The following is a 20,251-nucleotide window of genomic DNA, read 5'->3' as shown; positions in this document are numbered from 1 at the left end:
ATGTGGGAGTACCTGACCGACTCGTACAACTGGTCCGGCCCCGAAGGTATCTGGGCGCGCATCATCGAACACCTCTGGTACACGTTTGCCGCGCTCGGTCTGTCGACCGCGATCGGGCTGCCGATCGGGCTGCGGATCGGGCACACCCGGCGCGGCGCGTTCCTGGCCATCAACACCGGCAACGCGGCGCGGGCGCTGCCGAGCCTGGGGCTGCTGATGCTGGCGGTGCTGCTGACCGACCAGATCGGGTTCCTGCCGGTGCTGATCGCGTTGGTCGCGCTCGGTATCCCGCCGATCCTCGCGTCGACGTACGCCGGGATCTCGGGTGTCGATCCGGCCACGATCGACGCCGCCCGGGGGATGGGGATGACCGGACAGGAGATCCTGACCAAGGTGGAGATCCCGATCGCGATGCCGCTGATCATCTCCGGGATCCGCAGCGCGACCCTGCAGATCGTGTCGACCGCGACCATCGCGGCGCTGGTGTCGCTCGGCGGCCTCGGACGGTACGTCATCGACGGGCTGAAGCTGCGCGACTTCCCGCAGATGTTCACCGGCGCGCTGCTGGTGGCGCTGCTGGCGCTGCTGCTCGACGCGCTGTTCGCGCTGATCGGACGGATCACCGTCTCACCCGGGCTCAAGATCGGCTGAACTGTCCGGGGTACCTGATGAACTTGAGACACATCCATCGGCACCGGCCGGTGGCTGAACGAGAACACTGGAGGCTCTCGTGTTGAGATCCACACTCATCCGTACTGCGATCGCCGGGGTGGCGGTGCTCGGCCTGGCCGGTTGCGGGGGTGGGGGCGACCAGCTCGGCAACGACAACGCGGGGTCCTCGCCCGCGCCGTCGAAAGTGAGCAGCATCACCGTCGGGTCCGCCGACTTCTCCGAGAGCCAGCTGCTGGCGGAGATCTACGGCCAGGCCCTGGCCGCCAAGGGCATCGAGGTGAAGAAGAAGCCGAACATCGGCAACCGCGAGACCTACATGGCCGCGATCAAGGACGGGTCCGTCGATCTGGTGCCGGAGTACACCGGCGCCGCGCTGGCGTACTTCGACAAGAACTCCACCGAGACCGACCCGGACAAGGCGTACGAGGCGCTGAAGAAGGCGCTCACGCCCGGGCTCGAGGTGCTGGACAAGTCGCCGGCCGCCGACGAGGACACGATCGTGGTCACCAAGGCGACCGCGGACAAGTACGGCCTGAAGTCGCTGGGTGACCTGAAGGACAAGAACCTGATCGCGGGCGGCAGCTCGGAGTTCAAGGTCCGGTCGGCGGGTCTGAAGGGTCTGAAGGAGAAGTACGGCGTCGAGTTCAAGGAGTACAAGACGCTGGACGCGGGCGGCCCGCTGAGCATCAAGGCGCTGGAGGACAACCAGATCCAGGTGACGAACCTGTTCACCACCCAGTCGGTGATCAAGGAGCAGGGCTTCGTCCAGTTGGACGACCCGGAGAACATCCTGCCGCCGAACAACATCGTTCCGTTGATCCGGACCGACCACAAGTCCGACGACATCGTGGCGACGCTGAACGCCGTCGACGCCAAACTGACCACCGACGCGCTGACCGACCTGGTCAAGCGGATCGACGCCGGCAAGGAGAGCGCGGACGCGGTCGCCAAGGACTGGCTGGCGAAGAACCCACTGTCTTGAGCTTCGAATCCCTCTGGGCCGACCAGTCCGCCATCGGCCGCGACCCCGACACCGGCGGCTACACCCGCGGCGGCTGGACCCCCACCGAACGCGAGGCGACGCACTGGTTCCTCGACCAGTGCGCCGCCCGCAACCTCACCGTCGAATCCGACGGCATCGGCAACCTGATCGCCTGGTGGCAGCCGCCCGAACAGTCGGCGCTCCGCCCGGGTGTGGTGACCGGTAGTCATCTGGATTCGGTGATTGACGGTGGAGCTTTTGACGGGCCTCTGGGGGTGGTGTCGGCGCTGGCGGCTGTGGATCGGTTGCGGGCGGAGGGGTTCGAGCCTGCGGTCCCCATCGGGGTGGGGGCCTTCGTGGAGGAAGAAGGGTCGCGGTTCGGGATGCCCTGTCTGGGGTCTCGGGTCGCGGCCGGGGTGCTGCCGACTGAGAAGGCGCTGGCCTTGAAGGACCGCGCCGGCGTCGGGCTCGCCGAGGCTTTGGAGAAGGCCGGGATCGATCCGGCCGGGGTCGGGCCGTCGCCGCTGCTGAAGCGGATGGGGACCTTCGTCGAGCTGCATGTGGAGCAAGGCAGAGGGCTGACCGCGCCGGTGGGTGTGGCCAGCTCGATCTGGCCGCACGGGCGGTACCGGTTCACGTTCGGTGGTGAGGCCAACCACGCCGGCACCACGCTGATGGAGGACCGGCACGACCCCATGCTGACGTACGCGATGACGGCCCTCGCCGCGAACAAACAGGCCCGGCTCGCCGGTGCCCGCGCGACCTTCGGCCGCCTGTCGGTGGAGCCCAACGGCACCAACGCCGTACCGTCGCGGGTCACCGCCTGGCTGGACGCCCGGGCCGCCGACACCGCCACCCTCGAATCATTGCTCGCAGCAATCACCAAGCAGGCGACCGAGCGCGCCGAGCGGGACGGCACCACCCTCGAGGTGACGCCCGAGTCGGTGTCGCCGATCGTGGACTTCCCGGCCGGCCTGCGGGACCGCCTGGTGAACGTGCTCGACGGCGCCCCGGTGCTGCCGACCGGCGCCGGGCACGACGCGGGCGTGTTCTCGGACGCGGGGATCCCGACCGCGATGCTGTTCGTGCGCAACCCGACCGGCGTCTCGCATTCGCCGGCCGAGTTCGCCGAGCTGGACGACTGCCTGGCCGGCGTCGACGCGCTGGCCGCCGTACTGAAGGACCTCGCCACGTGACGTCGTACTGGTGCTCGACCGCTCTGCTCCCCACCGGCCTCGCAGCGCGCGTCCTGGTGACCGTCGAGAACGGCCGGTTCGCGACGGTGGAGACCGCTGTGGACCCCGGCGACGCGCAGGTGCTGCACGGCCTGGTGATCCCCGGTCTCGCGAACTGCCACAGCCATGCGTTCCACCGCGCGCTCCGCGGCCGCACGCAGGCGGAGCGTGGCACGTTCTGGACCTGGCGCGACCAGATGTACTCCGTCGCCGCCGCGCTCACTCCCGACACGTACTACGAGCTCGCCCGCGCCGTGTACGCCGAAATGCTGCTCGCCGGCATCACCGCGGTCGGAGAGTTCCACTATCTGCACCACGCCCCCGGCGGCGGCCGCTACGACGACCCCAACGCCATGGGTACGGCGCTGATCGAGGCCGCCCGGGATGCCGGCCTCCGGATCGCGCTGCTCGACACCTGCTACGTCGCCGGCGGAATCGACCAGCCGCTCAACGAGGTCCAGCAACGCTTCAGCGACGGCGACGCGACCGCCTGGGCCGCCCGGGTCGCGCAGCTCAAGGGCGCAGAGGACGTCGTGATCGGCGCGGCGGCGCATTCGGTGCGCGGCGTACCGCACGACCAACTCGGCGCGGTCGCGTCGGCGTTCCCCGACGTACCGCTGCACATCCACCTGTCCGAGCAGGTCGCCGAGAACGCGGCCTGTCTCGAGGCGTACGGCCGGACGCCGGCGCAGATCCTCGACGAGACCGGCTTCCTCAGCGGACGGACGAGCGCGGTGCACGCGACCCATCTGACGCCGGTCGACATCGGTCTGCTCGGCAGCTCCGCGACGTACTCCTGCTTCTGCCCGACCACCGAGCGCGATCTCGCGGACGGAATCGGGCCGTCGGTGGCGCTGCGGGACGCGGGGTCGGCGTTGACGCTCGGGTCCGACAGTCACGCGGTGATCGACCTGTTCGAGGAGATGCGCGCCGTCGAGTTGGACGAACGCCTCGCCTCGCAGGAGCGCGGTCACTGGTCGGCGGCCGAGCTCCTCAGAGCAGCGACGACGGACGGCCACCGCTCGATCGGCTTCGAGGACGCGGGCGTCATCGCTCCCGGCGCCCGCGCCGATCTCGTCGCCGTCCGCACGGACACCGTCCGCACCGCAGGCACCGGCGATTCAGTGGAAACCGCGGTCTTCGCCGCAGCTGCCGCGGATGTTTCGGATGTGATCGTCTCGGGCAACCATGTGGTTGCCAACGGCAAGCACAGTCGTCTGGACGTCCCCGCGCGGTTGGCCGCCTCGATCGCCGCGGTGACCCGATGACCTCGCTGCTCCTGACCGGCATCACCTCGTTGGTCACCAACGACCCCACGCACGGCGGCCCGCTCGGTGAGCTTCACGACGCGGCGCTGGTGATCGACGGCAGCACGGTCGCCTGGACCGGCGGGCGAACCACGGCCCCGGCGGCCGACGCAACGATCGACCTCGGCGGCCGGGCGGTGATCCCGGGCTTCGTCGACTCGCACTCACACCTGGTGTTCGCAGGCGATCGCGCCGAGGAGTTCGCGGCGCGGATGACCGGTACGCCGTACTCGGCCGGCGGGATCCGGACCACGGTGGCGGCGACCCGCGAGGCCACTGACGAGCAGCTGACCGCGAACGTGGCCCGTCTGGTGACCGAAATGCGCCGCCAGGGCACGACCACCGTCGAGATCAAGTCCGGCTACGGGCTGACGGTCGCCGACGAGGCGCGGGCGCTGCGGATCGCGCGGCAGTTCACCGACGACACGACGTACCTCGGCGCCCACGTCGTACCGGCCGACTACGCCGACGACCCGGCGGGGTACGTGGCGCTGGTGACCGGGCCGATGCTCGACGCCGCGGCCGAGCACTCGACGTGGGTCGACGTTTTCGTGGAGCGGGGAGCGTTCGACGCGGACCAAGGACGGGCGATCCTCCGGGCCGGGCTGGCGCGGGGCCTGCAGGCTCGGGTGCACGCCAACCAGCTCGGCGAGGGCCCGGGCGTCCAGCTCGCCGCCGAGGTCGGCGCCGCCTCGGCGGATCACTGCACCTATCTCACCGCCGCGGACGTCGACGCGCTCGCCTCGAGCGGCGTCGTCGCCGGTCTGCTCCCGGCGATCGAGTTCTCCACCAGGTCGCCGTACCCCGACGCCCGCCGTCTCCTCGACGCCGGCGTCACCGTGGCCCTCGCCACCGACTGCAACCCCGGCTCCGGCTATTCGTCCTCGATGCCGTTCTGCATCGCCCTGGCCGTCCGCGAAATGCACATGACCCCCGCCGAGGCCCTCTGGTCCGCCACCGCCGGCGGCGCCGCCTCCCTCCGCCGCACCGACGTCGGCCACCTGACCCCCGGCGCCCGAGCCGACCTGGCCGTCCTCGACGCCCCGTCCTACCTGCACCTCGCCTACCGCCCCGCCGTCCCGCTGGTCAGCCAGACCTTCATCGGCGGTCGGCCGGTGTAGGCGGACCGCCAGGCCATCACAAATGCGTCCGCTCGGCGGCTGCGAGCGTGCCGGTGGGCGCAAGCGAAACATTGTGATGGCCTGCGGATCCGGCAACGGCAGCGCGGATCGCGTGGACGACCCACGTGGGGTCGAACATCACGTCCTCCCAGGAGAACCGCAAGAGCTGCCAGCCCCGCACGGTGAGGCTGACGTGCCTCCGGCAGTCCCGGGTGAGCGCGAGGCGGGTGCCGTGGTGGGCGAAGCTGTCGGCCTCGAGGGCGATCATCAGGGCCGCGTTGGCCAGATCGATCCGCGCCGAGAAGCCACCGTCGCGCACCACGACCTGTGGCTCGAACCCGGGGATGCCTGCCTCGATCAGGATCGCACGGAGCGCAGACTCGAGTGGCGACTCGGCCCGTCCGTCAGCGGCCGCGGCGACCCGTCGCGCCCGCCGGCAACCGGGGCCGGTCAGGGCGGCGGCGGCGGCCATGAGCCGGGATCGGTCCAGCAGGCGTCCGCGGAGCGCGGAGTCCGCGATCGTCAGGCCGGACGCGAACGGCAACGTTCGTGCGCAGTCGAGGACCGTCTGAAGTCTGCTCGTGCACGGGCCGTCGGCTGGGACGTCGTCGGCCCAGTGCAGCTCGCAGTTCAGCGGGCTCAGCCGCCGGTGCTGCCCGCGGGGGACTGTGACCTGTGGCTTGTCCGGTAGCTTCAGCACATCGAACCCGTGCAGCACAGCGGCGCTGACATGCGAGACCAACCCACCTTGGGCACGTGCGGCGGCGATCGGGTCGGGCGCTGCCGGCAAGGCGTAGACGCCCTTCGCGATCCGGCGGATCGATCCGGCGGACAGAGCCGCGCGAATCGAACGGCCGGAGACCACTGCGCGCAGTTCCCCGAACGTCGCCATGCCCTCCCTTCGGAGCAGTACGTCAACGACCTGAGGCATGTGTTCATGCTGGCGGAAAGGTCCGGACGGCGTCGGTCGTTGTCCACAGCCGGACCGCCAGGCCATCACAACCGGCGGCCGCCTGGCCCATTTCCCGTGCGGGGGCGCCGGGATCGCACCTGTGATGGGATGGCGGTCCGCAAACCACATGCGCCAAGCCCACGGACAAGGCACTCTGGAGACATGGACACGAGAGCACGGCTTCGGGGCGCGTTTCGGTGGCAGACGGATCGGGGCGTCTGAAGTAGTTGTGCGGACGTCACCGGGTGGTGGCGGGACGCGGAGTTGTTGCGGGAGATCGGGCCGGCGCTCGCGGGGCTGTACGACGTGGAGCCGACGGTGGTGCTCGGGCCGGTGTCGCGGGGGTCGCTGGTCGGGGCGTTGACGGCGGCCGCGCTCGGGGTCGGGTTCGTGGAGATGCGGAAGCGCGCGGGCTCGTCGGTCGACAGTGATCGGTGGGTACGGCGTACGACGGCGCCCGACTACCAGGACCGGCACGTGGTGTTCGGGTTCCGGCGGAAGCTGATCGGGGCCGGGGATCGCGTGCTGATGGTCGACGACTGGGTCGACACCGGGGCGACGGCGCGGGCGGCGCGGGCGCTGGTGGAGGACTGCGGCGCGCACTGGGTCGGCGCGGCCTGCATCGTCGACGCGCTCACCGATCCACGGCTCCGGCACGACCTCCCGGTCCGCTCACTCCTCGACGTACGCCAGCTCTGATCAGCGCACGCCCTGGTAGAGGCCGGGCGGGGCGAACTGTCGGGCCGCCTCGTCCAGCGCCGGGACGAGCTCGGGGTTCGGGCCGAGCGGGATCGCGAACTGACCGTCCGCGTCCCGGCGGCCGGCGAGCTCGGGGTGCCGGTTGGCGAACTCCGGACCGGCCGGCACCAGGAGCAGGTTGATCGTCGGGCCATAGGCCTGCACCAGCTGCGTCTGCGCGTTGCGGACCTGGTGGCCCGACGTCTGTACGACGAGGGCGGCGAGCTCGCTCCACGCACAGGCCCAGGGCCCGGCCGGGTCCTGGTACCGCAGGCCGTTGGGGTCGAACAGGATGCGCCTGGGCCGGAGCAGCGTCCGCAGCTTCAGCGCGGGGAGGCCGGCGACGGCGAGCAGGATCACGGCGAGGACCAGGAACGTGATCCGGACGCCGCCGCCGGCCAGGACCGCCAGGACCAGGCAGATCGCCGCGGCCACGGCCAGGCCGACGATGCCCTTGACGATCGTGCGGTTGTTGCCGGACGAGACATCGATCGCGAGGCTCATCACATCGAGGCTAGCGGCTCAGGCGGCGAGGTCCTTCGACAGCAGCGCCGTCGTGGTGCTGTCGGGCAGGCGCTGCTTGCCGACCTCCTCGTAACCGCGCGCGGTGTGGAACGCGTACGCCGGAGTGCCGGTCGGGGCCGCGGCGACGGTGCGGTCGAAGGGCCGGGCAGAGCGCTCGATCGCGCGGTACACCGTCGAGGCGATGCCCTGGCGGCGGTGCTCGGCGGCGATCACGATCCGCTCGACGTACAGGAAGCGGTCGGCGTAGATCTGCGTGAACGCCTCGAAGGCGAGCCCGTCGTAGGCCGAACCGGGCGTGAACGTGAGCACGAAGCCGGCCGGGGCGCCGTCCAGGTCGACCACGACGGCGTGCGCGGCGATCAGCCGGAGCCAGTCCAGGCGGTCGGCGCCCAGGGGCTCGACGAGACCTTCGGCGGTGGCGTTCAGCGCGAGGACCGCGGCGACGTCGGCGGCGGTCATCGGGCGAAGCTTCACAGTGATCAGGATCGCACGGTAAACGTTTGCTTCGGGAGGGTCTTCCTGGGGCCCGGCCCTGGCCCCACCCTGGCCGGGACCCCGAAATCGGGGGCCGCCCTTGGGAATGACCTGACGGGTGTGCAATGTTGAGTCCAGTGAACTCAAGTTTGTTCAGTCACGGATTTGAAACCGAGGCGGACGAACGGCAACATTGAGTCTGCATCACTCAACTCTGTGGAGGTAAAGCATGGCCCGCGCGGTCGGTATCGATCTCGGTACGACGAACTCCGTCATCGCCGTACTGGAAGGTGGCGAGCCCACCGTCATCCCCAACGCCGAGGGAGCGCGCACGACGCCCTCGGTGGTGGCTTTCGCCAAGAACGGCGAGGTCCTGGTCGGCGAGGTGGCCAAGCGCCAGGCCACCACGAACGTCGACCGCACCATCCGCTCGGTCAAGCGCCACATGGGCGAGGCCTGGAGCGTGGACATCGACGGCAAGAAGTTCACCCCGCAGCAGATCAGCGCGTTCGTGCTGCAGAAGCTGAAGCGGGACGCCGAGGCGTACCTCGGGGAGCAGGTCACCGACGCGGTCATCACCGTGCCGGCCTACTTCTCCGACGCGCAGCGCCAGGCGACCAAGGAGGCCGGCGAGATCGCGGGCCTGAAGGTGCACCGGATCGTCAACGAGCCGACCGCGGCCGCGCTCGCCTACGGCCTGGACAAGGGAGCCGAGCAGACCATCCTGGTCTTCGACCTCGGCGGCGGTACCTTCGACGTCTCCCTGCTGGAGATCGGTGACGGCGTCTTCGAAGTGAAGGCGACCAGCGGTGACAACCACCTCGGTGGTGACGACTGGGACAACCGGATCGTCAAGTGGCTGGTGACCCAGTTCAAGAACAAGAACGGCACCGACCTGTCCGGCGACAAGATGGCCATGCAGCGCCTCAACGAGGCCGCCGAGAAGGCCAAGATCGAGCTGTCCAGCACCGCCGAGACGACGATCCACCTGCCGTACCTGAGCCTGACCGAGTCCGGCCCGCTGCACCTGGAGGAGAAGCTCTCCCGGGCCGAGTTCCAGAAGATGACCAGCGACCTGCTCGAGCGCGCCCGCGCCCCGTTCAAGGCCGTCATCAAGGACGCCGGCATCGACGTGTCGAAGATCGACCACGTGATCCTGGTCGGCGGTTCGACCCGGATGCCCGCGGTGGCCGACCTGGTCAAGGAGCTCACCGCAGGCAAGGACGCGTACAAGGGTGTGAACCCGGACGAGGTCGTCGCGGTCGGCGCCTCCCTGCAGGCCGGTGTGCTGAAGGGTGAGGTCAAGGACGTCCTGCTGCTCGACGTGACCCCGCTGAGCCTCGGTATCGAGACCAAGGGCGGCGTGTTCACCAAGATCATCGAGCGCAACACCACGATCCCGACCAAGGGCTCGGAGATCTTCACCACGGCCGAGGACAACCAGCCGTCGGTGATGATCCAGGTCTACCAGGGCGAGCGCGAGATGGCCCGCGACAACAAGTCGCTCGGCAACTTCGAGCTGACCGGCCTGCCGCCGGCGCCGCGGAACGTGCCGCAGATCGAGGTCACCTTCGACATCGACGCGAACGGCATCGTGCACGTGAACGCCAAGGACCTGGCCACCGGCAAGGAGCAGCGGATGACGGTGACCGGCGGCTCCGCGCTGCCGAAGACCGACATCGACCAGATGGTCCGCGACGCCGAGCAGTACGCCGAGGAGGACCGCAAGCGCCGCGAGGCGGTGGAGAGCCGCAACCAGGCGGAGAGCCTCGTCTACCAGACCGAGAAGTTCCTGCAGGAGAACGAGGACAAGGTCCCCGACGACGTCAAGACCGAGGTCAAGGACGGCGTCGCCGAGCTGAAGAAGGCGCTCGAGGGTGACGACGCCGAGGCGATCAAGGCCGCCTCGGAGAAGCTCGCCCAGTCCAGCCAGAAGATGGGCGCCGCGATGTACGCGAACGCCCAGGCCGCCGGCGGCTCGGCCGACGGCGCCACCTCCGAGGACGCGAGCTCGAGCAGCAGCAACGACGACGACGTCGTCGACGCCGAGATCGTGGACGAGGACCGGCCGCAGGACAAGACGGAGGACAAGTGACGGATCGACCGACTGGCAGCGAGTTCGGTGACGGGGAGCCCGTCATCCGCGACAAGCGCCGGATCGACCCGGAGACCGGCAAGCTGCGGGAGCCTGCGGAGCAGTCCGCGGCGCCCGCGGCGGCCGGCCCGGCCGGACAGCCGCCGCGCGACCCGTCGGACCTGATCGGCCCGTCCGCCCAGGAGGCCCTGCTGACCGAGGCGCTCGCGGAGCGTACGGCGGACCTGCAGCGACTGCAGGCCGAGTACGTGAACTACAAGCGCCGCGTCGACCGGGAGCGGGAAGCGTCCCGGGAGCTCGTCATCGGCACCGTGCTGACCGAGCTGCTCGGAATCCTGGACGACATCGGCCGGGCCCGCGACGCGGGTGAACTGGACGGCGCGTTCAAGGCGGTCGCCGAATCGCTGGAGCGGGTCACCGAGAAGCTCGGCCTGGTGAAGTACGGCGAGAAGGGCGACCCCTTCGACCCGCGGATCCACGAGGCCCTGCTGCACAACTACTCCGACGAGGTCGACGGCCCGACCGCGACGATGATCATGCAACCGGGCTACCGGCACGGTGAGCGGATCCTCCGGGCGGCCCGGGTGGCCGTGTCGGAGCCGACCGAACAACTACCGGCCGACGCCGCCAAGGCCGAGGTACCGGTGGAGACCACAGATGAAGACGCGGAACGGTCCGCGGAGTAACGACCACGACGGGAGGGGAGGCGTCGGATGAGCACGAAGGACTGGATCGAGAAGGACTTCTACAAGGTTCTCGGCGTCTCCAAGACCGCCGAGGCCGACGAGATCAAGAAGGCGTACCGCAAGCTGGCCCGGCAGTACCACCCGGACTCCAACGCCGGGGACACCAAGGCGGAGGCCAAGTTCAAGGAGGTCTCCGAGGCGTACGACGTCGTCGGTGACCCGAAGAAGCGCAAGGAGTACGACGAGGCGCGGCGGCTGTTCGGCAGCGGCGGCTTCCGGATGCCGGGCGGCAGCGGTCAGGGCGGCGGCTTCGACTTCAACGTCGGCGACCTGTTCAACCGCGGCGGCCAGGGTGCCGGCGGCGGGCTCGGCGACATCCTCGGCGGTATGTTCGGCGGTGGCGGCCGGACCACGACCAGCACCACCGCCCGTCCGCGGCGCGGTCAGGACATCGAGACCGAGGCGACGATCGAGTTCGCCGAGGCCGTGAACGGTGTCACGGTCGGGCTCCGGATGACCAGCGACGAGCCGTGCCCGACGTGTCGCGGGACCGGCGCGAAGTACGGCACCGTCCCGAAGGTCTGCCTCAAGTGCGAGGGCACCGGTATGCAGACCTCGGTGCAGGGCGGCGTCTTCGCGATGACCGAGCCGTGCACCGAGTGCAAGGGGCGCGGCCTGGTCGTCGACCAGCCGTGCGAGACCTGCCACGGCTCCGGCCGCGGTACGTCGAGCAAGACCATGCAGGTCCGCATCCCCGCGGGCGTGCAGGACGGTCAGCGGATCCGGCTGAAGGGCAAGGGCGCGGCCGGCGAACGGGGTGGCCCCGCGGGCGACCTCTACGTCACCGTGCACGTCAAGCCGCACCGGATCTTCGGCCGGCAGGGCGAGCACCTGACGCTGAACGTCCCGGTGAGCTTCACCGAGGCGGCGCTGGGTGCCGAGATCAAGGTTCCGACCCTGGACGGCATGCCCGTCACCGTCCGGATCCCGGCCGGTACGGCGAACGGCAGCAAGCTGCGCGTTCGCGGCAAGGGATCGGTCCGGCGGGACGGGACCAAGGGCGACCTGCTGCTCACCCTCGAGGTGCAGGTGCCGCACGAGCTGACCGACGAGCAGAAGGAGAAGCTGCAGGAGTTCAGCTCCGCGTCGGACCAGCCTGACCTGCGGGCCGGGTTGTTCGGGAGTTCGTGATGGGCATCCCGTTCAGCCAGGTGCCGACCTGGGACGACCGCACCCCGATCTATGTGATCTCGGTGGCAGCCCAGCTGGCCGGTATGCACCCGCAGACGTTGCGCCAGTACGACCGGCTCGGCCTGGTGGTGCCGAGCCGGGCGTCCGGCCGCGGCCGGCGCTACTCGGCGTACGACGTGGCGAAGCTGCGCTACGTGCAGCACCTCAGCCAGGAAGAAGGTGTCAACCTGGCGGGCATTCGGCACATTCTCGCGCTACAGTCCGAAGTGGAGGACCTGCGCACGCGGGTCAACCAGCTACTGGCAGAGGTCCAGCGCGGTGTCGGCGCCTCCCGGCGTCCCGCCGCCAGCCGGGTCTTCTCTGCCGGTCCCGCCGGCGACGTGATCGCCATGGGCCGGCAGCAGACCACGACCCGGTGGATCCGCACCCAGCCTCTGGAACTCGGCTCGCGCTGATCCCCCGCCCACCAAGCCGCCGGAGGTTCTCCGAAACCCACTCCTCGGATCCTCCGGCCAGGTGGAGGTCGACGTTCCCCCACGACGCCTCCACGAGTCGAGGGTGCGCTATCCCCCCAGCGCCCTCGGCCCCCGCAGGGTGGTCCGTTCCAGGACCGCCCTGCGGCTCTCTTCGTGCTCTTGTGCCCGATCGCACACCGCATACCCTGGCGGGGTGACCCTGAAGCTGGAGACGGACCGGCTGCTGATCCGGGACTGGGAGGAAGACGACGCCGACGCCGCGCTGGAGATTTTCGGTTCCGCGGACGTGGCGCCCTGGTTGTCACCGGCCATCGACAAGGTGCCGGACACCGCGACCATGCGAATGATCCTGCAGTCCTGGATCGAGGCCCAGCCGAACTTCGTCGTCCCGGCGGGCCGCTGGGCGGTCGAGCGCCGGACCGACCACGAGGTCGTCGGCGCGTTGCTGATCCGGCTGCTGCCGCCGTACGAGGAGGATCTCGAGATCGGCTGGCAGCTGCGGCCGAGCGCCTGGGGTCACGGATATGCGACCGAGGCCAGCCGCGCGCTGATGCGCTGGGCGTTCAGTGGCGGCGAGGTCGACGAGCTGTTCGCGGTCGCGCGACCGGCCAACCAGCGCGCGATCGCCACCGCACGCCGCCTCGGGATGGAGTGGGTCGGCGAGACCGACAAGTACTACGACCTGAACCTGCAGGTGTACCGCATCCGCGCCTCCGAGTTCAGCTGACGAACCAGGTAGCGGTCAGCGGAACTGTCGCGGCGGCGCGGTGCTGCTGCGCAGGACCAGCCGGGTGGGCAGCACGAGGTCGGTGCCGGCCAGGTCGGCGGCCGGTGCGCCGAGCGCCTGGAGGAGCAGGTGTGCGGCGACGCTGCCCTGCTCGTGTGCGTCCTGCGCGACCGTGGTGAGTTCGACGAGCGGAGCCATTTCGTGGTCGTCGATGCCCACGATCGACATCGCTTCGGGCACGTGCATTCCCGCACGCCGTAACGCCCACAAGGCTCCCAGCGCCAACTCGTCGTACTCCGCGAAAACGGCGGTCGGCAGCACGGAGCCGGTGAGGAGCTGGGTCATCGCGGCCGATCCGCCATCGAGCCCATGGGGTCCGCTCGCGACGAGCTCGGGGTCCTGGGTGAGGCCGGCCGCGCTCAGCGCGGACTCGTAGCCCTGGCGCCGGAGCTCGGAGGACGCGAAACCGAACCGCGGGTCGTCGGGGGTGCCGGCGATGAAGCCGATCCGCTCGTGACCTTGGTTCAGCAGGTGGTTGACCGCCGTCCGCGCGGCCGCGACCTCGTCGATGCGCACCGACGGCGAGCCCGGGATGTGCGAGCCCACGCTGACCAGCGGCAGGTCGAGGGCGCGCAGTGCCAGGGTGTGGTCCTCGGTCAGCGGCATCGACAGCGACAGGATGCCGTCGACCTTCCGGGCGAGCGGCATCTGCTCGAAGAACCGGTCCCGGTGGTCCGCGCCGCCGAGGTGGTAGAGCACGGTGTCGTACCCGGACTCCCGGAGCGCGTCGGTGACGCCGGCGACGACCGTGCTGAAGAACCAGCGGGTGATGAACGGGACCACCACGGCGACGGCGCCGGTGCGCCCGGAGGCCAGTCCGGCCGCCTGCGGCGAGGCGACGTACGAGAGTTCGGCGGCGGCGTCGAGGACCCGGCGGCGGGTCTGCGGGGCGACCTTCGCCAGCCCGCGCAGCGACCTGGACACCGTCGCGGGGGACACTCCCGCACGCGCGGCGACGTCGAGGATGCTGGGCCGGTCCGGGCTCACGAACTCCTCCTTGTGAAAACGCTTGCATCGCAGTTCTTTCCAGCGTAACGCCCGGGAAAGCATCAGAAAATAACGCCTTTGGCCGTCAAGTCGACACGCCCTTGTCGACGCAAGTGATGGATGTCACACTCCGGATGAAAACGCTTTTACCGTACTCTCCCGAGGAGGAGCTGTGACTGCCAATGTCATCGTCACGGTGGAGCGCCAGTTCGACTTCCCCCGTGCCCAGGTCTTCAAGGCCTGGACCGAGCCGGCCGAACTCGCGCGCTGGCGTGGTTCGCCCGGCTGGCACGTGGAACTGAATTCGGTCAGCGGCGACCTGCGGCTCGGCGGCCGCCACCACCACGTCAAGGTGCGCGACAGCGATCCGGGGACGCGGGTCGGCACCGACGGCGTCTACACCGAGTACTTCGAGCCCGACGTGTTCGTGTCCCGCGAGCGGATCACGGGCGATCCGGGGATCGATCCCGACGTACCGCTCGAGTTGCGGGTCGAGTTCTCGAAGACCGGGCGGGACGGCACGCTGGTCCGGGTCATCCAGGGGCCGTACGAGCCCGACGTGGCCGGTTGGCACGGGGAGGGCTGGGAGCGCGAGCTCACCCGGCTGCAGGCCTATCTGGTGAGCGCCAACGGGCACGGAGCAGTGGCATGACCACGGTCGAAGGCCGGACCGACCTGCAGCACACGGCCATCGTCCGGCAGAAGCCCTTGATGACGATGCCGCAGATCCTGGTGATGAACCTGGGCTTCTTCGGCATCCAGTACAGCTTCGGCATGCAGCAGACCGCCGTGAACCCGGTGTACGAATTCCTTGGGGCGGATCCGGCCGACCTGCCGATCCTGAACCTCGCCGGGCCGATCACCGGCCTGCTCATCCAGCCCTTGATCGGCGCGCTGTCGGACCGGACCTGGAGCCCGCGCTGGGGCCGGCGCAAGCCGTTCTTCGTGCTCGGCGCGATCGGCTGCAGCGTGTGTCTGTTCCTGTTCCCGTTCGTCACCGCAGTCTGGATGGCGGTCCTGTTGCTGTGGCTGCTCGACGCGAGCAACAACACCGCGATGGAGCCGTACCGGGCGTTCATCGCGGACAAGCTGCCGCCGTCCCAGCTGGGCAAGGGATTCCTGGCGCAGTCGTTCTTCACCGGCCTGGGCATCACGCTGGCGAACGTGTCGCTGTACGTGTTCCAGCAGCTGATCGAAGGTGGCACCGAGGCCGGCATCCCGTACTGGGTGCTCGGATCCTTCATGCTCGGCGCCGTCTGCTCGATCGGGTCGGTGCTGGTCTCCGTGCTGCGGACCCCCGAGATCCCGCCGACCGAGGCGGAACTCGCCCAGCTGCGGGCGAAGAAGGGCGGCTTCGGCCCGGCCCTGAAGGAGATCGGCGAGGCGATCGTCGAGATGCCGCCGGAGCTGCGCAAACTCGGACTGGTCTACCTGTTTCAGTGGTACGGGATGGTCTGCTACTGGCAGTTCGTCGCGCTGTCGATCGCGAAGTCGGTGTTCCCGCCGACTCCTGAGGGCAAGGAGGACGCGGTCGCCTGGACCGGCCTGGTGAACGGCTGGTACAACATCGTCACCTTCAGCGTGGCGTTCAGCCTGGTCGCCTTCGCCCGCAAGCGCGGGGCGAAGCTCGTGCACTGCTTCTGCCTGCTGCTGGCGGCCGTCGGGCTGCTGGTCTTCCCGTCGGTGACGAACAAGTACCTGTTGTTCGTGCCGATCATCGGCCTCGGCATCGCCTGGGCCTCGATCATGGGTGTGCCCTACATCATGGCCGTCCGGATGATCCCGTCCACCCGGTACGGCGTCTACATGGGGATCATCAATATGATGATCGTGATCCCGATGCTGATCCAGTCAGTCACCTTCGGTGCGATCTACTCCGGCGTGCTCGGCGAGAACCCGAACAACGCGATCCGGTTCGCCGGGGTGTGTCTCGGGCTCGCCGCGGCCGTCATGCTCTGGATCAAGGAGCCGCCGATCGTCCGTGACGTCGACGAGGTCGGCTACCTGCCGGCCGCCGGGCACTGAGGAGGTCCGCGATGAGCATGAAGGACTACCACACCATCGTCGCCGGCACGGACGGTTCCGGCCTGGCGGATCAGGTGATCGCCCGGGCCGCCTGGCTGGCCGTCCGCGACGACGCGGACCTGGTCGTCGTGTGCGCGTTCAGCGAGCTTCCTCGCCGTACCGAGGCCCGGAACATGGCGACGCTCGGCGGTGACGCGCGGCTCGGGCAGGTGCTCGGCCGGGCGGCGGCCGGACAGGCGCTGCAGGCGGCGACCGTCACCGCCCGGGACGAGGGCGCGAGTGTCGCGGCGGCGTTGCTGGTCGATGGCGAGCCCGCCATGGCGCTGCTCACCACCGCCGAGGAGCGGTCGGCCGACCTGATCGTGCTGGGCGCGATCCAGGACCGCTCCCTGATCGACCGGCTGCTCGGCACGGTCGCCACCGAGGTGACCAAACGGGCCGGATGTGACGTGCTGATCGTCCGCCCGACCGGGGTGGGGGGAGACCTCGGCGTATCGGAGGACGCTCCGCCGGCCTGAGCGGCCGGCCGCCGACCCCCGTCCTGTCCCCGCGGACCGGGCGGGGTTCGTCGTGCTCGGAGGACCCTGAGATTTCCCCCAGCTTTTTCAGAGTTGAGTGGAATGCACTCAACTTTGGATAGGTTGTACCCAGTGACTGTTGTTGCTGGAACTTGAAAGGCTGGAACCAGATGGATGTTCAGCGGTTGACGACGCTGGCCCGGGAAACCCTGTCGGTCGCGATCCGTCAGACCTCCGCGGCGGGCAACCCGACCGTGGAACCGATTCACCTGCTGTCCGCGTTGCTCGCGCAGCCCGAGGGCACGACGATCGGTCTGCTCGAGGCGGCCGGGGGCGACCTGGACGCCGTCCGCCGGAAGACTGCCGAGCAGCTGAGCCGGCTCCCGAAGGCGAGCGGTGGCAGCGTGCAGGCTCCGAGCCTGTCGGGGAAGACCGGTGACGTGCTGAACCAGGCGGAGCAGCGGGCCCTCGGGCTCGGGGACGAGTATGTCTCCACCGAGCACCTGCTGATCGCGCTGGCGACCGTGGAGGGCGCCGCGAAGACCGCGCTCGGCGTGACCGCCGACGCGCTGCTGCAGGCGTTCGACCAGATGCGCGGCAACCGCCGGATCACCTCGCCGGAGGCCGAGGGCACCACGAAGACGCTGGAGAAGTACGGCGTCGACCTGACCGAGCGCGCCAGGGACGGGAAGCTCGACCCGGTGATCGGCCGGGACTCCGAGATCCGCCGCGTGGTCCAGGTGCTGTCCCGCCGGACCAAGAACAACCCTGTCCTGATCGGTGAGCCCGGCGTCGGCAAGACGGCCGTCGTCGAGGGGCTGGCCCAGCGGATCGTGGCCGGTGACGTGCCCGAGTCGCTGCGTGGCCGCCGGCTGATCAGCCTGGACCTCGGAGCGATGGTCGCGGGCGCGAAGTACCGCGGTGAGTTCGAGGAGCGGCTGAAGGCCGTGCTGACCGAGATCAAGGAATCCGATGGTCAGATCATCACGTTCATCGACGAGCTGCACACCGTCGTCGGCGCCGGTGCGAGCGGCGAGGGCGCGATGGACGCCGGCAACATGCTGAAGCCGATGCTGGCCCGCGGCGAGCTGCGGATGATCGGTGCGACGACCCTGGACGAGTACCGCACGCGGATCGAGAAGGACCCGGCGCTGGAGCGTCGTTTCCAGCAGGTGTTCGTCGGCGAGCCGTCGGTCGAGGACTCGATCGCGATCCTGCGCGGCCTGAAGGAGCGTTACGAGGCGCACCACAAGGTCGCGATCTCCGACTCCGCGCTGGTCGCCGCGGCGACGCTGTCCAACCGGTACATCACCGGTCGCCAGCTGCCCGACAAGGCGATCGACCTGGTCGACGAGGCCGCGTCCCGGCTGCGGATGGAGATCGACTCGTCCCCGGTCGAGATCGACTCGCTGCGCCGGACCGTGGACCGGCTGAAGATGGAGGAGCTCGCGCTGTCCCGCGAGGACGACGCCTCGTCGCAGGAGCGGCTGGAGCGGCTGCGCGCCGACCTCGCCGACCGCGAGGAGGAGCTGCGCGCGCTCGAGGCCCGCTGGGAGCGGGAGAAGACCGGCCTGAACCGGGTCGGTGAGATCAAGGAGCGCATCGACGAGCTGCGCGGCCAGGCCGAGCGCGCCCAGCGCGACGGCGACCTGGAGACCGCGTCCCGGCTGCTGTACGGCGAGATCCCGCAGCTCAGCAAGGAGCTCGAGGAGGCCGACGCCGAGGAAGAGGTTGCCGAAGGCCCCGAAGCGATGGTCAACGAGGAGGTCGGCCCGACCGAGATCGCCGAGGTGATCGCGATGTGGACCGGGATCCCGACCGGCCGGCTGCTCGAGGGCGAGACCGGCAAGCTGCTCCGGATGGAGGACGAGCTCGGCCGCCGGCTGATCGGTCAGCGTGAGGCGGTCAAGGCCGTCAGCGACGCCGTCCGGCGGGCGCGCGCGGGCATCTCCGACCCGGACCGGCCGACGGGTTCGTTCCTGTTCCTCGGCCCGACCGGTGTGGGTAAGACCGAGCTGGCGAAGGCGCTCGCGGACTTCCTGTTCGACGACGAGCGGGCGATGGTCCGCATCGACATGTCGGAGTACGGCGAGAAGCACAGCGTCGCGCGGCTGGTCGGCGCCCCGCCCGGCTACGTCGGCTACGAGGAGGGCGGCCAGCTGACCGAGGCGGTCCGCCGCCGTCCGTACTCGGTGATCCTGCTCGACGAGGTGGAGAAGGCGCACCCCGAGGTCTTCGACATCCTGCTGCAGGTGCTCGACGACGGTCGGCTGACCGACGGCCAGGGCCGCACGGTCGACTTCCGCAACGTGATCCTGATCCTGACCAGCAACCTGGGGTCGGCGTACCTGGCCGACGTCACGCTCGACGACAAGATCAAGCGCGACCAGGTGATGGCCACCGTGCGGCAGTCGTTCAAGCCGGAGTTCATCAACCGGCTGGACGAGATCGTGCTGTTCGACGCGCTCGGCAGCGAGGAGCTGACGCAGATCGTCGGGCTGCAGATCAACGCGCTGCAGCGCCGTCTGACCGACCGGCGGATCACGCTCGCGGTCGACGAGGGCGCGATGGAGTGGCTGGCGATGACCGGGTACGACCCGGTGTACGGCGCCCGCCCGCTGCGCCGCCTGGTGCAGTCCGCGATCGGCGACGAGCTCGCCCGCGGCCTGCTGAACGGCTCGATCCGCGACGGCGAGACCGTCAAGGTCACCCTCAACGAGTCGAAGGACGCGCTGGACGTCACTGTCTGAGCGGTTGGCTGGGGCCCGGTCATTCACGACCGGGCCCTTCGGCTTCCGTGCGTCGGTCGGGGAGAATGGCCGGGTGACTTCGCGCGCCGACTGGATCAACACCACCCACGACTGGGCTGCTTCGGTCGATCACGAGCACCTGGAGCTGGTTCGCGCGAAGCCCGAGCTGTACGCGCCGGGCGGAGTGCTCCACCTGCTGCTGGAGGTGCTCGCGTACCCCGGCGACGAAGCCGAGTCGACGGGGAGCCGCCCGGAGTGCTCGGTCGAGCTGCACGCTGACGGGTCGATCGCGGTCACCGACTACGGGCGCGGCACGGACACCCGCGTCGACGAGCACGGCAAAGTCGTGAAGAAGCCGATCATGGCGACCAAGGACCTGCGTTTCTTCGAGGATCCGCAGGCGCCGCTGCTTCCGGACGGTCACCCGCGCCGCGGCATGTCCGTCGTGGCTGCTTCGAGCGAGTGGCTGGTGCACACCAACCGGCGGACCAACGGTTCGTGGACCCAGCGCTACGAGCTCGGCGTCCCCGTGACCGACCTCGAGCCGATCCCCACGGACGGCACCACCGGCACCACGGTCCACTTCCTCCCGTTGCCACACCTGGCCCCGCTCTTCGGCTGAGAGCTCCTTGCGGAAGAAGTAGTCCGCGTGGCCGGCAGTGCACTACCGATCCCACGGACGCGACCCGGCAAGGGAGTTTTGCGGGATCTCGGGCCCGGTTTTGTATCG

At 69.7% G+C, this 20,251-nt stretch carries 20 protein-coding genes; 16 read left to right on the top strand and 4 right to left on the bottom strand.

Features of this window, described 5'->3' with window-relative positions:
- The 5 genes from ABZX12_RS21030 to hutI all read left to right on the top strand — a co-directional run bounded on the left by ABZX12_RS21030 (position 1) and on the right by hutI (position 5,317).
- Positions 1 to 651 (top strand): ABC transporter permease, encoded by a 651-nt coding sequence (locus tag ABZX12_RS21030; protein ID WP_355695390.1) that lies wholly within the window; start codon positions 1 to 3, stop codon positions 649 to 651.
- Positions 652 to 730: 79 nt separating this feature from the next.
- Complete coding sequence (locus ABZX12_RS21025) at positions 731 to 1,654, top strand: ABC transporter substrate-binding protein (RefSeq protein WP_355695388.1); 924 nt, start codon at positions 731 to 733, stop codon at positions 1,652 to 1,654.
- Entirely contained in the window at positions 1,651 to 2,850 is a 1,200-nt protein-coding gene (locus tag ABZX12_RS21020) for an allantoate amidohydrolase (protein WP_355695386.1), read from the top strand. Before ABZX12_RS21025 ends, ABZX12_RS21020 begins: the two co-directional genes overlap by 4 nt.
- Positions 2,847 to 4,157 carry a formimidoylglutamate deiminase gene (locus ABZX12_RS21015; RefSeq protein WP_355695384.1) on the top strand — a complete coding sequence of 437 codons (1,311 nt, stop codon included), beginning with the start codon at positions 2,847 to 2,849 and terminating at the stop codon, positions 4,155 to 4,157. The genes ABZX12_RS21020 and ABZX12_RS21015 overlap by 4 nt, the downstream gene beginning before the upstream one ends.
- Positions 4,154 to 5,317: an imidazolonepropionase gene (hutI, locus tag ABZX12_RS21010; RefSeq protein ID WP_355695383.1), complete on the top strand. Its 1,164-nt coding sequence runs from the start codon at positions 4,154 to 4,156 to the stop codon at positions 5,315 to 5,317. Before ABZX12_RS21015 ends, hutI begins: the two co-directional genes overlap by 4 nt.
- A 16-nt stretch (positions 5,318 to 5,333) precedes the next feature.
- Here hutI and ABZX12_RS21005 read toward each other — a convergent pair whose 3' ends face one another.
- The gene (locus ABZX12_RS21005; RefSeq protein ID WP_355695381.1) at positions 5,334 to 6,248 is read right to left on the bottom strand and encodes a DUF559 domain-containing protein; all 915 of its coding nucleotides are present in this window, start codon (positions 6,246 to 6,248) and stop codon (positions 5,334 to 5,336) included.
- Between the two features lie 285 nt (positions 6,249 to 6,533).
- Here ABZX12_RS21005 and ABZX12_RS21000 point away from each other — a divergent pair, with 285 nt between their 5' ends.
- The gene (locus ABZX12_RS21000; protein WP_355695379.1) at positions 6,534 to 6,968 is read left to right on the top strand and encodes a phosphoribosyltransferase family protein; all 435 of its coding nucleotides are present in this window, start codon (positions 6,534 to 6,536) and stop codon (positions 6,966 to 6,968) included.
- On the opposite strand, the gene ABZX12_RS20995 is transcribed toward ABZX12_RS21000, so the two are convergent.
- A complete protein-coding gene (locus tag ABZX12_RS20995) occupies positions 6,969 to 7,511 on the bottom strand; it encodes a hypothetical protein (RefSeq protein ID WP_355695377.1) in 543 nt (180 codons plus the stop codon).
- Positions 7,512 to 7,529: 18 nt separating this feature from the next.
- A complete protein-coding gene (locus ABZX12_RS20990; protein ID WP_355695375.1) occupies positions 7,530 to 8,006 on the bottom strand; it encodes a GNAT family N-acetyltransferase in 477 nt (158 codons plus the stop codon).
- A gap of 229 nt (positions 8,007 to 8,235) precedes the next feature.
- Here ABZX12_RS20990 and dnaK point away from each other — a divergent pair, with 229 nt between their 5' ends.
- From dnaK to ABZX12_RS20965, 5 genes are all read left to right on the top strand, one after another.
- On the top strand, positions 8,236 to 10,101 hold the full coding sequence (dnaK, locus tag ABZX12_RS20985) for a molecular chaperone DnaK (protein WP_355695374.1): 1,866 nt from the start codon (positions 8,236 to 8,238) through the stop codon (positions 10,099 to 10,101).
- Complete coding sequence (gene grpE / locus ABZX12_RS20980; RefSeq protein ID WP_355695372.1) at positions 10,098 to 10,787, top strand: nucleotide exchange factor GrpE; 690 nt, start codon at positions 10,098 to 10,100, stop codon at positions 10,785 to 10,787. Before dnaK ends, grpE begins: the two co-directional genes overlap by 4 nt.
- Before the next feature lie 27 nt (positions 10,788 to 10,814).
- Entirely contained in the window at positions 10,815 to 11,978 is a 1,164-nt protein-coding gene (gene dnaJ / locus ABZX12_RS20975; protein WP_355695371.1) for a molecular chaperone DnaJ, read from the top strand.
- A complete protein-coding gene (locus tag ABZX12_RS20970) occupies positions 11,978 to 12,433 on the top strand; it encodes a helix-turn-helix transcriptional regulator (RefSeq protein WP_355695369.1) in 456 nt (151 codons plus the stop codon). The genes dnaJ and ABZX12_RS20970 overlap by 1 nt, the downstream gene beginning before the upstream one ends.
- Before the next feature lie 214 nt (positions 12,434 to 12,647).
- On the top strand, positions 12,648 to 13,181 hold the full coding sequence (locus ABZX12_RS20965) for a GNAT family N-acetyltransferase (RefSeq protein ID WP_355695367.1): 534 nt from the start codon (positions 12,648 to 12,650) through the stop codon (positions 13,179 to 13,181).
- A gap of 15 nt (positions 13,182 to 13,196) precedes the next feature.
- Here ABZX12_RS20965 and ABZX12_RS20960 read toward each other — a convergent pair whose 3' ends face one another.
- Positions 13,197 to 14,228, bottom strand: coding sequence for a LacI family DNA-binding transcriptional regulator (locus ABZX12_RS20960; protein WP_355695365.1), 1,032 nt, complete (start codon positions 14,226 to 14,228; stop codon positions 13,197 to 13,199).
- A 172-nt stretch (positions 14,229 to 14,400) separates the two neighbouring features.
- Between ABZX12_RS20960 and ABZX12_RS20955 the strand changes: the two genes are divergently transcribed.
- From ABZX12_RS20955 to ABZX12_RS20935, 5 genes are all read left to right on the top strand, one after another.
- Complete coding sequence (locus ABZX12_RS20955) at positions 14,401 to 14,880, top strand: SRPBCC domain-containing protein (RefSeq protein ID WP_355695363.1); 480 nt, start codon at positions 14,401 to 14,403, stop codon at positions 14,878 to 14,880.
- The gene (locus ABZX12_RS20950) at positions 14,877 to 16,253 is read left to right on the top strand and encodes an MFS transporter (RefSeq protein WP_355695361.1); all 1,377 of its coding nucleotides are present in this window, start codon (positions 14,877 to 14,879) and stop codon (positions 16,251 to 16,253) included. Before ABZX12_RS20955 ends, ABZX12_RS20950 begins: the two co-directional genes overlap by 4 nt.
- A gap of 11 nt (positions 16,254 to 16,264) precedes the next feature.
- A complete protein-coding gene (locus ABZX12_RS20945; RefSeq protein ID WP_355695360.1) occupies positions 16,265 to 16,771 on the top strand; it encodes a universal stress protein in 507 nt (168 codons plus the stop codon).
- Positions 16,772 to 16,941: 170 nt separating this feature from the next.
- A complete protein-coding gene (clpB, locus tag ABZX12_RS20940) occupies positions 16,942 to 19,521 on the top strand; it encodes an ATP-dependent chaperone ClpB (RefSeq protein WP_355695358.1) in 2,580 nt (859 codons plus the stop codon).
- A gap of 73 nt (positions 19,522 to 19,594) precedes the next feature.
- Positions 19,595 to 20,143 carry a hypothetical protein gene (locus tag ABZX12_RS20935; RefSeq protein ID WP_355695357.1) on the top strand — a complete coding sequence of 183 codons (549 nt, stop codon included), beginning with the start codon at positions 19,595 to 19,597 and terminating at the stop codon, positions 20,141 to 20,143.
- Positions 20,144 to 20,251: the final 108 nt, after the last annotated feature.

The sequence above is a fragment of the Kribbella sp. NPDC003505 genome (assembly GCF_040610875.1).
Lineage (GTDB): Bacteria > Actinomycetota > Actinomycetes > Propionibacteriales > Kribbellaceae > Kribbella.
This window is presented reverse-complemented; position numbering and strand designations above follow the sequence as displayed.

What these genes read in the sequence shown, in the direction of transcription:
- dnaJ (WP_355695371.1), top strand. Translation starts at nt 10,815, where the DNA reads ATGAGCACGAAGGACTGGATCGAGAAGGACTTCTACAAGGTTCTCGGC.
- hutI (WP_355695383.1), top strand. Translation starts at nt 4,154, where the DNA reads ATGACCTCGCTGCTCCTGACCGGCATCACCTCGTTGGTCACCAACGAC.
- ABZX12_RS21005 (WP_355695381.1), bottom strand. Translation starts at nt 6,248, where the DNA reads ATGCCTCAGGTCGTTGACGTACTGCTCCGAAGGGAGGGCATGGCGACG.
- clpB (WP_355695358.1), top strand. Translation starts at nt 16,942, where the DNA reads ATGGATGTTCAGCGGTTGACGACGCTGGCCCGGGAAACCCTGTCGGTC.
- ABZX12_RS20970 (WP_355695369.1), top strand. Translation starts at nt 11,978, where the DNA reads ATGGGCATCCCGTTCAGCCAGGTGCCGACCTGGGACGACCGCACCCCG.
- ABZX12_RS21030 (WP_355695390.1), top strand. Translation starts at nt 1, where the DNA reads ATGTGGGAGTACCTGACCGACTCGTACAACTGGTCCGGCCCCGAAGGT.
- dnaK (WP_355695374.1), top strand. Translation starts at nt 8,236, where the DNA reads ATGGCCCGCGCGGTCGGTATCGATCTCGGTACGACGAACTCCGTCATC.
- ABZX12_RS20995 (WP_355695377.1), bottom strand. Translation starts at nt 7,511, where the DNA reads ATGAGCCTCGCGATCGATGTCTCGTCCGGCAACAACCGCACGATCGTC.
- ABZX12_RS20945 (WP_355695360.1), top strand. Translation starts at nt 16,265, where the DNA reads ATGAGCATGAAGGACTACCACACCATCGTCGCCGGCACGGACGGTTCC.
- ABZX12_RS20950 (WP_355695361.1), top strand. Translation starts at nt 14,877, where the DNA reads ATGACCACGGTCGAAGGCCGGACCGACCTGCAGCACACGGCCATCGTC.